At 67.6% G+C, this 12,052-nt stretch carries 10 protein-coding genes and 1 riboswitch; of the genes, 8 read left to right on the forward strand and 2 right to left on the reverse strand.

Annotated elements, in window-relative coordinates; genetic code table 11:
- Positions 1 to 68: 68 nt before the first annotated feature.
- Positions 69 to 1,112 (forward strand): LysR family transcriptional regulator, encoded by a 1,044-nt coding sequence (locus BAW75_RS29445; RefSeq protein ID WP_104115697.1) that lies wholly within the window; start codon positions 69 to 71, stop codon positions 1,110 to 1,112.
- Here BAW75_RS29445 and BAW75_RS29450 read toward each other — a convergent pair.
- Together BAW75_RS29450 and BAW75_RS29455 are read right to left on the reverse strand one after the other, a co-directional pair.
- Positions 1,084 to 2,112, reverse strand: coding sequence for an acetamidase/formamidase family protein (locus BAW75_RS29450; protein ID WP_244206316.1), 1,029 nt, complete (start codon positions 2,110 to 2,112; stop codon positions 1,084 to 1,086). The two genes, BAW75_RS29445 and BAW75_RS29450, sit on opposite strands and share 29 nt — an antisense overlap.
- A gap of 101 nt (positions 2,113 to 2,213) precedes the next feature.
- The gene (locus BAW75_RS29455; RefSeq protein ID WP_051611145.1) at positions 2,214 to 2,951 is read right to left on the reverse strand and encodes a response regulator transcription factor; all 738 of its coding nucleotides are present in this window, start codon (positions 2,949 to 2,951) and stop codon (positions 2,214 to 2,216) included.
- 275 nt (positions 2,952 to 3,226) lie between these two features.
- Here BAW75_RS29455 and BAW75_RS29460 point away from each other — a divergent pair, with 275 nt between their 5' ends.
- The 7 genes from BAW75_RS29460 to BAW75_RS29490 all read left to right on the forward strand — a co-directional run.
- Complete coding sequence (locus BAW75_RS29460; protein ID WP_104115698.1) at positions 3,227 to 5,806, forward strand: collagenase; 2,580 nt, start codon at positions 3,227 to 3,229, stop codon at positions 5,804 to 5,806.
- A 108-nt stretch (positions 5,807 to 5,914) separates the two neighbouring features.
- Positions 5,915 to 6,838 carry a LysR family transcriptional regulator gene (locus BAW75_RS29465; protein ID WP_104115699.1) on the forward strand — a complete coding sequence of 308 codons (924 nt, stop codon included), beginning with the start codon at positions 5,915 to 5,917 and terminating at the stop codon, positions 6,836 to 6,838.
- A 143-nt stretch (positions 6,839 to 6,981) separates the two neighbouring features.
- Positions 6,982 to 7,071, forward strand: a riboswitch (glycine riboswitch).
- A 138-nt stretch (positions 7,072 to 7,209) separates the two neighbouring features.
- Complete coding sequence (gcvT, locus tag BAW75_RS29470; protein ID WP_104115700.1) at positions 7,210 to 8,337, forward strand: glycine cleavage system aminomethyltransferase GcvT; 1,128 nt, start codon at positions 7,210 to 7,212, stop codon at positions 8,335 to 8,337.
- A gap of 32 nt (positions 8,338 to 8,369) precedes the next feature.
- Complete coding sequence (gcvH, locus tag BAW75_RS29475; protein WP_064447286.1) at positions 8,370 to 8,747, forward strand: glycine cleavage system protein GcvH; 378 nt, start codon at positions 8,370 to 8,372, stop codon at positions 8,745 to 8,747.
- A gap of 6 nt (positions 8,748 to 8,753) precedes the next feature.
- A complete protein-coding gene (glyA, locus tag BAW75_RS29480) occupies positions 8,754 to 10,022 on the forward strand; it encodes a serine hydroxymethyltransferase (protein WP_104115701.1) in 1,269 nt (422 codons plus the stop codon).
- Between the two features lie 92 nt (positions 10,023 to 10,114).
- Positions 10,115 to 11,041: a proline dehydrogenase family protein gene (locus BAW75_RS29485; RefSeq protein WP_104115702.1), complete on the forward strand. Its 927-nt coding sequence runs from the start codon at positions 10,115 to 10,117 to the stop codon at positions 11,039 to 11,041.
- A 106-nt stretch (positions 11,042 to 11,147) separates the two neighbouring features.
- A partial coding sequence (locus BAW75_RS29490; RefSeq protein ID WP_104115709.1) for an L-serine ammonia-lyase occupies positions 11,148 to 12,052 on the forward strand: 905 nt, incomplete at its 3' end.

Genomic DNA, 12,052 nt, shown 5'->3' on the forward strand with positions numbered 1-12,052 from the left:
CATGCCCTCGCGCGAGGACGGGGGAGTAGCGACTACCCGGCCTGAACCCGGATGGATAGGGTGCACGCATGGATCTGGAAATCCGGCATCTGAGAGTCGTTTGCGCGATCGCCGATACCGGAAGCATCTCGAAAGCAGCATCCAGACTGGGGATCTCGCAGCCCTCCGTCACGACCCTGCTTCAGCGTGTCGAACGGATGGTCGGTCATCAGATATTCCAGCGCGGGCGCGGTGGCGCTCGATCCACCACCTTCGGAGAGCAGTTCCTCCAACGAGCCCGCCTATTGGTCGCCGAAATGGACGCGTTGGGGGGAGAGATCGCCGGCCCGGCGGGCGCGATCCGATTTGGATCGGTGCACATGGAGTGCGTCTCGTCTCTGTTCCATTGTCTGGAGACGAGCTTCCCGGATATCTCCTTCTCCATGTGCGTCGAGCCGTCCAGCCTGAGGCTCGCCCAGCGACTGGTGCACGGCGACCTCGATGTGGCGGTGCTGGCGATTGCGGAGTCCCATCAGATTCCACTCCCGCAGGAACTAGGTGAGCGGGTGCTCGCGTCGGCAATCCCGGTGTACGTCGCTGTCTCCAGCGCCCACCGGGCGGCGGGTCTTCGGGAGATCCCCCTGGAAGGGCTCAAAGAAGAGGCATGGATCAGGCCGCCCGGCGGAGAGGACGGTTCCCTGTCCGCCTTCTGGCAGGCGGCCCGCAAGGCAGGCTTCACCCCGCGAATCCAGTTCGACGTGCCCAGCGGCGGCGGGCGGCAGCTCGTCGGCTCCGGACGCGCCGTTCAGCTGGTGGAGCCGACCTCCCATGGCGGTCCGGGAGTCGCAGTCGTTCCCCTCGCCGGGGAACCGCTGCGCATGCACCTCACGCTCTGGTGGCATCGCCGTCGCATGAGTGCCGAACAGGCCGACCGCCTCTTCGAGGTTGTCCTCGGCACCTACTCGACGTTCGCGATGGAGAGCCCCGTTTTCCAGCCGCGCTGGTCGAGGCACCCATCAGCTTGTCTGACGGCGCCTCGCGACGACGAACAGCACTCTCATCGACCAGCAAGCACGCCCCGGTGCGCGGAGGGATCGACGACCGCTATCCCGCCGAGGCGGCGGTCCGCTTGAGCCGATCGTGTGCGTCGTCGTACGCGGCAGCAGGATGGGGGACCAGCCGTCTCCCGATCGCGGCGAGAAGCGTGTAGTTCGCGTCGCGTACGTTGCCGAGGGCCGTCCGCCCTGCCTGCGAGACGAGCTGATGAGCGTCCAGCATCTCCAGCCCCGCCAAGGATCCGACCCAGCTCACCAGATCCTGGTGAGCTATTCGATAGGCGTCATCGAGAGGACGGGCGCAGCCGATCGACATGAGATCGAGGTCGGTCTCCAACCGTGGCCAACTGGTTTGCCATCCCTTGATCACCTCAATGGCGACAGTGGTGACGGTAGCGATCGCCACACCGGCGGGACAGGCCTGGCCGTGCCCCTGGCGAGCGTGGCCGTCACCGAGCGCAAGCATCGCCCCGTGAACGTTGACACCCAGGTACAGGGTCGCGCCCGCACGCGCCTCGGGGATGTCGAGCTTCCCGCCGTAGAAGTCAGGCACCATGGTGGACCGAGCCTCGAGTCTCCCGGGAGACACGCCTATGGTGCCGATAGTCGGCTCCAGCGGCAGGTCCACCGCATGGTCCGTTCTCGTCGACTGGAACCGGACCGTTCCAGCCCGACGGTCTATCTCGTAGAACCAGACCCGCGCCTCGACCGGTGCGCCAAGCGCGAGCGCTCGCACACCGGATCCGAGCGCGCCGATGTGTGGAGGCGTGGACGACACCCCCCAGTCTCGCGCGGGAACGATCGAGACGATGTGGATGGCGAGTGTGTCACCGGGCTCGGCCTCCTCGATCAGGAAGGGTCCGGAGACCGGATTCAGATGCGGCGTCTCCAACATCCAGGACGACAGGTCGGACACACTGCGAAGCCGGCCACCGAAGCAGTCCTCGGTGTACACCTCCAGCACGTCACCGGAGCGCAGATGCGCGACTGGTATCCGACCCCCGAACGTGTAAGCGAGTTGCCGCTCGGCGGGCCGATGACCGATCTTCCCCATGACATCACACTCGTCCCTCGTCATGCTGCTTCGTCTGGTAACGGCCCGCCGGACCACGTCCCTTGCCGCAACGCATCGCGGTCCTCCATGAAGTGCGCCGCGGCGCGGCCCAGAACGATCGGCGATCAACGCGCCGCATCGCTCCCGGATGTCTGCGTGATCTGCTCCCGCGCCGGAACCGGTCGCAACGAGACTCCCCGCCCCCGAGCGGTGTGCAGGTATTTCGTGCCTGTCGAGCGCTCGCCCAGCTTGCGCCGCAGACGGGACAGCAGGACGTCGAGGGACGCCGCCGACGGCAGGCCCTCCGCGCGGATCCTCGTCCGGAGCTGCGACCGTGGCACCACCCGGCCGGGGTGCTCCGCAAGATAGGCGAGAAGCTCGAACTCGGTACGCGTCAGCGCCACGGGTCGTCCGTCCACTGAGACGCTGCGACCTGCCACATCGATGCGAAGAGCGCCGACCTCGGACGGCGCCGGAGGCGGTGCCGGCGGAACCCGGCGCAGCAGAGCGCGGACGGAGGCGTCAACCACCGCGGGTGGACACGGCTTCGGCAGGAATCCGTCTGCGCCGGCGCGCAGCATGCGGACGACGTCATCATCGATACTCCTGATGCTGTGTGCCAGAACCGGGCGGCGGGACGCGACACAAAGCAGGCGCATCAGCAGCAGCCCGTCCACCGCCGGCACGACCGGGTCCACGATCACGACATCCGGCCTCCGGTGGGTGTGGCAGGTCAGGTCGGACAACGTCCGCCCGCTCTCATGGAGGGCGATCTCGGTGACCAGATGACCGAAGCGCGTCAACTGATCGCCGAGTAGCCGCCGATAGCGATGGTCTTCGTCGATGAGCAAGATGGTCGCCATGGTTGCCGTCCGGTGTCTGAATCGTGAACACCTGGACGATCGCACGACCGGACCGCCCGCTTTCATGTCATCTGTCCATCACGTCGCCTGATCGATCCGACGACCCTCGACGCATCGCTCACAGGTTCCGGTAAGGCCCAGGCGGGCCACCCTGACCACCCGCTGTGGACTCGTTGTGGCCGCCGGAGCCGCCTGGCTAGCGTCCACCCCCCAAGCGTCCATCGAAGTGCGTCAGCGCCTTTGCTGGATCACACCCTCGCCCATGAGGAGAGAGCATGTCTGGACACCCATTGCGGCGAAGACTAGGTCAGCTGTTCGGCGCGCTCACCGCGCTGACGCTCGCCTGCGGCGTCATCGCGCCGCCGGCCGCCGCGAACTCGGCGCGGCCCGTGCCACCCGGGCAGCAGGCCAGGAAGGCCGATGCGGCACCGCCGGCAGCGGGCGATGCGACTGTTCGGGGCAAGGACCGGGTAGACCATGTGAGCGAGCAGGCGCTCCCCGTACACAAGCGCCCGCCGCAGCCGGCCGCGAAGGACGCCGCCCGTGTCGACTACGACCGCCCGGCAACCCCGAAGCGACGCGCTCGGCCGTCGGACGCCGGGTCTCGCGCCGCCGCTGCCGCCTGCAGCACCGCAGACTTCACCAGCCGAACGGGGGCGGCGCTGGTCAGCCAGATCAAGGGATCCACGGTCGACTGCATCAACAGCCTCTTCAGCCTCTCCGGCAGCGATGCCTACAACGCCTTCCGCGAGGCGCAGATGGCGAGCGTCGCGTACGCGGTGCGCGACGGCTCGCCCGGCTACCCGGGTAACCCCTCCACCGGCATGCCCCAGCTCGTTCTCTACCTGCGGGCCGGCTACTACGTGCAGTGGTACGACACGAGCGTCGGAACCTACGGGGCGGCACTGCAGACCGCGATCCGCTCAGCGCTCGACGCCTTCTTCGCGAACCCACGCGCCTGGGACGTGACCGACGCCAACGGTGAGACCCTGGCGGAGGCGGTGACGCTCATCGACAGCGCACAGGAGAACGCCCGATACCTGTTCGTGGTGAACCGGCTCCTGACCGGCTTCAACTCGTCGTACACCTCGTCCTGGTACATGCTCAACGCGGTCAACAACGTCTACACGGTGCTGTTCCGAGGCCACCAGGTGCCCGCGTTCGTCTCCGCCGTGCAGGCCGACCGCACCGTGCTCGACAACCTGTACAACTTCGCCAACACCCACGCCGGTCTCCTCGGCACCGACAACGGCTACCTCACGTCGAACGCGGGCCGGGAACTCGGACGATTCCTGCAGCACGCCCCGCTCAGTCCCATCGTGCGGCCGATGGCGTCGGCGCTTCTCTCGCGAAGCAACATGACCGGCCCGACGGCGCCGCTCTGGGTCGGCGTCGCAGAGATGACCCAGGCATACGACGTCGCCAACTGCTCCTACTACACCACCTGCAACCTCTCCGCCCAGCTGACCAGCTCTGTCCTGACGATCAACTACACATGCAGTCCGTCGATCAAGATCGTCGCGCAGGACATGACCTCGGCTGAACTGAGCCAGTCCTGCACCAGCCTGAAGGGCCAGGACGCCTACTTCCACAGCCTGGTCGCAGACAGCGGGCCGGTGGCAGGCGATGTCAACACCGACATCGAGGTGGTCGTCTTCAACTCGAGCACCGACTACCAGACCTACGCGGGCGCCATCTACGGCATCGACACGAACAACGGCGGTATGTACCTGGAGGGCAACCCGTCAGACCCCAACAACCAGGCAAGGTTCATCGCCTACGAAGCCGAGTGGGTCCGGCCGGCCTTCCAGATCTGGAACCTCAACCACGAGTACACCCACTACCTCGATGGCCGGTTCAACATGTACGGCGACTTCAGCGCCAACATCACCACACCGACCATCTGGTGGATCGAAGGCTTCGCCGAGTACGTCTCCTACTCCTACCGGAACGTCACCTACACCAGCGCCCAGAACCAGGCGGGCAACCACACCTATGCGCTGCGTACGTTGTTCGACACCACCTACAACAACGACCAGACGCGCATCTACAACTGGGGCTACCTGGCCGTGCGGTACATGATGCAGTCCCATCGGCCGGACATGACGACAGTGCTCGGATACTACCGATCGGGGGCATTCAACGCCGCCCGCACGTACCTCACCAGCACCATTGGCTCGCGCTACGACGCGGACTTCGACGCCTGGCTGACGCGCTGCGCGGCAGGGGATTGCGGCGGGAGCACCACGCCGCCCCCGACCAACCAGCCCCCGTCCGCCTCGTTCACCGTGACGACCAGTGGGCTCACCGCCACCTTCACCGACCGGTCCACGGACGCCGACGGCAGCATCGCGTCCCGGCAGTGGGCCTTCGGGGACGGGAGCACCTCGTCGGCCGTCAACCCCAGCAAGACCTACGCTACGGCCGGCACCTACACCGTCTCACTGACGGTCACCGACAACCAGGGAGCGACCGCGAGATCGTCCCAGACGATCTCGGTCACGACGGGCGGCGGCACCACCGTGCCGGAATGCAGCGGCACCGACACGCGGACTCTCGACCGCAACTGTCAGCGCAGTGGACGCTCCGCGACCGCGGGCAACTACGACTACCTGTACATCTACCTGCCCGCCGGCGTCAGCACCCTGACCATTGCCGTAGCCGGCGGCACGGGCAACTGCGATCTCTACTACAGTCCGTCGAGCTGGGCCACCACCAGCAACGCCACCCGCTCCTCCGCCGGGGCCGGCAACACCGAGTCGTTGGCCGTCCCCAGCCCGGCCGCCGGGTACCACTACATCAGCCTCTACGGGAAGACCGCCTGCTCTGGCGCCACGGTGAGCACGCGCTACTGAACCACATGTGATGGGTATGAGCGCGCCGCCCGGCGAGAGTCGCCGGGCGGCGCGCCCGCCTGCCCTGTGGCCGCCGCACTGCCTGCGGTCGCGTGCATAATCTCGGTCATGGGCATCGATGTGCGCCACCTGCGGGCGATCAGTGCCATCGCCGAGGCCGGAAGCGTGACCGGCGCCGCCGCCCGCCTGGGCCTGTCGCAGCCCGCGCTGACGGCCCAGGTGCATCGGATCGAGAAGACGGTCGGTGGGCCGCTGTTCGTCCGAAGCCGTACCGGTATGCAACCGACCGAACTCGGCAAGCAGGTGCTCCAGCGCGCCCGCGTCGTGCTGGCCGAGGTCGACGCGCTCGTCGAGGACTTCGGCGACCGGCACCCCATTCCGGGCCTGCTCCGACTCGGCACCGTCCACATCGCCTGCGCGGGCAGTCTCGTACGCCATGTCGCGGAAGCGTTCCCGGATCCGGAGATCGCGCTGCAGATCGAGCCGTCCTCGCGCCTGTTGGTGGAGGCACTCACCCGAGGCCAGTTGGATGCCGCGTTGCTGGGCATCCTTGAGGGCTTCGAGTTGCCGATCGGTCCCACGCTCACCAGCCGGCCACTGATCCCCCGTTACCCGATCTTTGTCGCCATGTCCGCCTCCCACCCGCAGTCCCACCACGAGCAGGTGCGGCTGGCCGACCTGAGAAACGAATCGTGGGTGTGCCCGCCGGGGCCGGACGACGGCTCACTCGCCTCGCTGCGACGGGCCTGCCGCGCCGCAGGTTTCGAGCCGAAGATCCGGTACGAAGCGCCGAGTGGCGCCGCGCACCCACTGGTGGCCGCCGGAGACGGTGTCCGGCTGGTCGACCCGACCTGGGCCCCGGCCGCCGGGACTCGGGTGCTGCCGCTGCGCGGGGAGCCGCAGTTGCTGGCCAGGCTGGTGGTCGTCTGGCGGCGCGATGCGCTGACCCATGCAGAGAGCAGCGCCCTGTTCCAGGCCATCACCCGGGCCTACCTGGATCACGTGAACGACAACGCTGCCTTCGCCCGATAGTGGCGGGCCAATCCCCACGCCCATCCCGCAGCGTCGTAGCGATCCGACGCGATATATAGGCGTCAGCTATGGGCAGGATGATGTTGACGCGGTATGTGCGGTCACCTAACCTGCGAATGACTCACAACTACATAGACACCATTCGAACCTGCACGGGAGAGACTCCGTTCGTTCGGAGCGCCGAAGGAGCAAACTCCCAAGAAACTCTCAGGCCCCATTACCGTGCAGGCGAGGTAACTCTGGAAAGCAGACGACCGTCGTCTCACCCACGGTGCAAGCCGCTGACACAGCGGTGAAGCTCTCAGGTCAATGACAGAGCGGGAGGCAACCGACCGATCGACGCCGCGTGCGTCGGGACGAGGAGCGCCCCCGTGCACCAGGAGCCTGCGGCTCTGCTCCGCTCACCTCTGCATGCATCGCACATAGAACACGGAGCTCGATTCACCGACTTCAGCGGCTGGCGGATGCCCCTCCGCTACGGAAGCGAGCTCGCTGAGCACCGCGCCGTACGCGAACAGGCCGGCCTCTTCGATCTCAGCCACATGGGTCAGATCGAGGTGACGGGGCCGGAGGCCCCGACAGCGCTGGACTACGCTCTGGTCGGACACCTGTCTGCCGTACCGATCGGCGGCGCGCGCTACACCATGCTCTGTGACGCCGCCGGCGGGGTGCTGGACGACCTCGTTGCCTATCGCCTCGCATCGCACCGGTACCTGCTGGTCGTCAACGCCATCAACACACGCGTCGTCTATGAGGCCATCAGGACCCGTTGTGCGGACTACGCGGCCTGGGCCGCCGACCGCACGAACGAGCGGGCGATCATCGCGGTGCAGGGGCCGAGCGCCGCCCCCATCGTGGAAGCCCTGACCGGTACGGGACTCACCCGACTCCGCTACTACACCGCAGCGCTACTGGACATCGACGGTCGTCCAGCCGTCGTCGCTCGTACCGGCTACACCGGCGAAGACGGCTTCGAACTGCTCGTACACGCCGAAGACGCGGTCCGCACGTGGGACGCAGCGCTTGTGGCCGGTCGGCGTCACGGCTTGACGCCCACGGGGCTGGCGTGCCGCGACACCCTCCGCATTGAGGCCGGAATGCCGTTGTACGGCGCAGAGATCGGCCGTGACGTCACCCCGTTCGATGCCGGGCTGGGGCGGGTGGTGTCCTTCGTCAAACCAGGCGACTTCGTCGGACGAGCCGCACTGGCCGAGGCCCACAAGAGCGGTGTCACCCGTCGGCTTGTCGGCCTCGTCGCGTCCGGGCAGAGAATTCCCCGAGCGGGCCAGCAGGTGGTGACGCTGACCGACGACGGCCATGGCGCTGATCCGGTCGGCCTCATCACCAGCGGCGCCCCTTCACCCACATTCAAGCGGCCGATCGCGATGGCCAGCATCCGTGCCGGCACTGGCGACAGCATCCGGCTGGCCGTGCAGGTCCGGGGGACCACCGAGCCGGTCGAGATCGTCCCTCTTCCGTTCTACCGTCGTCCGCGGTGATCCGCGGCCATTCCTTGCGAGGGTTCAGCGTCATGAACGTACCGGAACACCTGAAGTACAGCCCCAACCACGAGTGGGTCAACGACTCGGTTCAGCCGGCCGAAGTGGGCATCACCGCTTTCGCCGCCGAAGCGCTCGGTGATGTCATCTACGTGGAACTGCCCGAGCCGGGGAGCCAGCTGACTGCCGGTGACGTGTGTGGAGAGGTCGAATCCACGAAGTCGGTCGCGGAGCTGTACCTCCCGGTCAGTGGAGAGGTCGTCGCCGTCAACGAGGCGGTCATCGCCGATCCGGGCCTGATCGGCGCCGATCCGTACGGCAAAGGCTGGCTCCTGCGGGTCCGGTTGGCGCAGGTGCCTTCCCTGATGTCGCCGGACGAGTACCGCGCCTTCTCCGACGAGTCGCGGTAGGCCCCGATGGCAGCCTTCGACGATGATCTGGCCGACCTCGACCCCGCCGTCGCCGAGGCGATCGGCCGGGAGCTACGCCGGCAGCACGAGACCTTGGGCATGATCGCCTCCGAGAATCTCGCGCCCCGAGCCGTCCTCCAGGCGCAGGGATCGGCCCTCACCAACAAGTACGCGGAGGGCTACCCGGGGCGGCGCTACTACAGCGGATGCGAGCATGTCGACGACATCGAACTCCTGGCGATCGACCGGGCCAAGCGGCTGTTCGGCGCCACCTACGCGAACGTGCAGCCGCACTCCGGATCGCAGGCGAACGCCGCCGTGATGGCTGCTCTGATCCAGCCGGGTGACACCATCCTCGGGCTCGACCTCGCTCACGGCGGTCATCTGACCCATGGCATGCGCATCAACTATTCGGGGCGACTGTACCGGGCCGTGAGCTATCGGGTAGGCGCCGAGAACCACCTGATCGACATGGATGAGGTCCAAGAACTGGCGCGCGAGCATCGGCCGAAGCTGCTCATCGCCGGTTGGTCGGCCTACCCTCGAACGCTCGACTTCGCCCGATTCCGGCGGATCGCCGATCAGGTGGGTGCATACCTGCTCGTAGACATGGCCCATTTCGCCGGGCTGGTCGCGGCCGGCCTGCATCCCAACCCGGTGCCTCACGCCCATGTGGTCACCCTGACCACGCACAAGACCCTCGGCGGCCCTCGGGGCGGCGCCATCCTCAGCGCGTACACCGATCTCGCGCGGAGGCTGGACTCGGCGGTCTTCCCAGGCCAGCAAGGTGGTCCGCTGGCGCATGTCGTGGCCGCGAAGGCGGTGGCCTTTCGGATCGCCGGAGAACCGCAGTTCCAGGATCAGCAGCGGCGAGCCCTGACCGGAGCGAAGATCGTTGCTGATCGTCTCTGCGCCGCCGAGGTCGCGAAGGCCGGCATCCGGGTGGTCAGCGGAGGCACCGACGTGCACCTGGTGTTGGTCGACCTGAGCCACGCGGATCTCGATGGCGCGCAGGCGGAGCGGCTGCTGCAAGGCGTCGGCATCACCGTCAACCGTAACGCCGTGCCGTTCGACCCCCGCCCGCCGATGGTCACCTCCGGGCTACGGATCGGCACCTCCGGTCTCGCCACCCGAGGGTTCTCCGAAGCGGACTTCATGGAGGTGGCCGACATCATCGCCGCTGCTCTGACCGCCAGGGAGGCTGACACGTCGCTACGCACGCGGGTGGCTCGCCTCGTCGATCGGCACCCCCTCCATCCCGGCCACACCTCCTGACCGTACGGGGAACCCGAGCTTCCGCGGGTGGTAGATCGCTTCGTCACGCTCTGCTGCCTGAGGGCGACGGCAGCCCCGAGAAAGGACCCCAATTGCCGAACAAGCTGTTGCTGTTGGCAGCCGGCAGTCACCGACTCCGGAGCATCGTTGCCGGATCCCCCCTGACCCGGGGCGTGGTGCAACGATTCGTTGCCGGCGAGGTGAACGATGAGGCGATCGCAGTGGCGCGGCGCATCGTCGAATCCGGGATGCGGGTGACGATCGACCATCTCGGCGAAGGAACGACGACAGTCGAGCAGGCTGCCGCCGTACGCGACGCGTATCTCAGCCTGCTCTCCGAGATGCGGATGCCCGGTACGTCCGAGGTGTCGGTGAAACTGTCGGCGCTCGGTAGCGCGCTGCCCCACGACGGTCGCCGACACGCGTATCGGCTGACGCGCGACATCTGTGCCGCTGCGGCTGCCGCCGGCGCCACGGTGACCCTCGACATGGAGGATCACACCACAGTTGACCTGACGCTGTCCGTGCTGGACGAACTGCGTACCGAATTTCCCTGGGTAGGCGTGGCGCTGCAGGCGTGCCTGCACCGTACCCCGGCGGACTGCCAGCGCCTCGCGTACGCAGGGAGCCGGGTGCGCCTGGTCAAGGGAGCCTACGCGGAGCCGGCGTCAGTGGCATATACGCGACGGCGTCAGATCGACGAGGCATTCGACAGGTGCCTGCGGATCCTGATGCAGGGCCAGGGCTATCCCATGGTGGCGACCCACGATCCCCGCCTGATCGACAGCGCCATCGGGCTCGCCCGCGCCGGTGGCCGGAGCACGACCGATTTCGAGGTCCAGATGCTGTACGGCATCCGCGCCAACGAGCAGAGGCGGCTTGCGGGGGAGGGGTACCGCGTGCGGGTGTATCTGCCGTATGGACAGGACTGGTACGCATATTTCACCCGCAGGCTTGCCGAGAAGCCCGCGAACCTGCTCCTCCTGGCTCGATCCTTCAAGCCTGGCGCCGCCGACTGAGCGCGACGCGGAGCTTCCGGCATCGTTCGCCGCGGACCAGACAGCCATGGGCGGTCACGCGGAACCGAAGACCGTCGTCCGTGGCGATGACAGGAGCATGCGCGCGATGATCAGTGTTTTCGATCTTTTCAGTGTCGGTATCGGGCCGTCCAGCTCGCACACGGTCGGGCCGATGCGGGCGGCTCGTACGTTCGTGGCGGGTTTGAAGGCCGACGGGCAGCTCGCCGACGTGGCGCGGGTACGGGCGGAGTTGTTCGGTTCGCTCGGCGCGACCGGGCATGGGCACGGCAGTGACCGGGCGGTGCTGCTGGGGCTGGAGGGCGAGGTTCCGGAGACTGTCGACACCGACTCGGTGGGGCCTCGCGTCGAGCGGATCCGCACCCAGCGGCGGCTGGACCTGTTCGGCAGTCAGGGGGTCGACTTCGATCCGGACGCGGATCTGGTGCTGCATCGCCGACGCTCGTTGCCGTATCACCCGAACGGGATGACGTTCGCGGCGTACGACGTGGCCGGGAACGAGGTGCGGACGCGCACGTACTACTCGGTGGGTGGCGGGTTCGTGGTGGACGAGGCGGCCGCCGGGGCGGACCGGATCAAGGCGGACAGCACCCGGGTACGGCATCCGTTCCTGACCGGTGCGGAACTGCTCGAGGTCACCTCCGGGACCGGGCTGTCGATCAGTGAGGTGATGCTCGCCAACGAGGTGTCCTGGCGTAGCGAGGCGGACGTGCGGGCGGGGTTGCTGGAGATCTGGCGGGTGATGCGCGAGTGCGTGGAGAGCGGCTGCACGCGTGACGGCGTACTGCCGGGTGGTTTGAAGGTCCGGCGGCGCGCGGCGGAGATGCGGCGCGGCCTGGAGGCGGAGACCGGTAGCGGGGATCCGCTGCGTGCGATGGACTGGGTGACGTTGTTCGCGTTGGCGGTCAACGAGGAGAACGCGGCGGGTGGGCGGGTGGTGACCGCGCCGACGAACGGGGCTGCCGGGATCATCCCGGCGGTGCTGCACTACTA

Origin of the sequence: Micromonospora chalcea, from assembly GCF_002926165.1 — a bacterium.
In the GTDB taxonomy this organism is placed as follows: domain Bacteria; phylum Actinomycetota; class Actinomycetes; order Mycobacteriales; family Micromonosporaceae; genus Micromonospora; species Micromonospora chalcea.

Bases quoted from the DNA above. Each gene is read 5' to 3' on its own strand.
- BAW75_RS29445 (WP_104115697.1), top strand. From the start codon at position 69: ATGGATCTGGAAATCCGGCATCTGAGAGTCGTTTGCGCGATCGCCGAT.
- BAW75_RS29450 (WP_244206316.1), bottom strand. From the start codon at position 2,112: ATGACGAGGGACGAGTGTGATGTCATGGGGAAGATCGGTCATCGGCCC.
- BAW75_RS29455 (WP_051611145.1), bottom strand. From the start codon at position 2,951: ATGGCGACCATCTTGCTCATCGACGAAGACCATCGCTATCGGCGGCTA.
- BAW75_RS29460 (WP_104115698.1), top strand. From the start codon at position 3,227: ATGTCTGGACACCCATTGCGGCGAAGACTAGGTCAGCTGTTCGGCGCG.
- BAW75_RS29465 (WP_104115699.1), top strand. From the start codon at position 5,915: ATGGGCATCGATGTGCGCCACCTGCGGGCGATCAGTGCCATCGCCGAG.
- gcvH (WP_064447286.1), top strand. From the start codon at position 8,370: ATGAACGTACCGGAACACCTGAAGTACAGCCCCAACCACGAGTGGGTC.
- glyA (WP_104115701.1), top strand. From the start codon at position 8,754: ATGGCAGCCTTCGACGATGATCTGGCCGACCTCGACCCCGCCGTCGCC.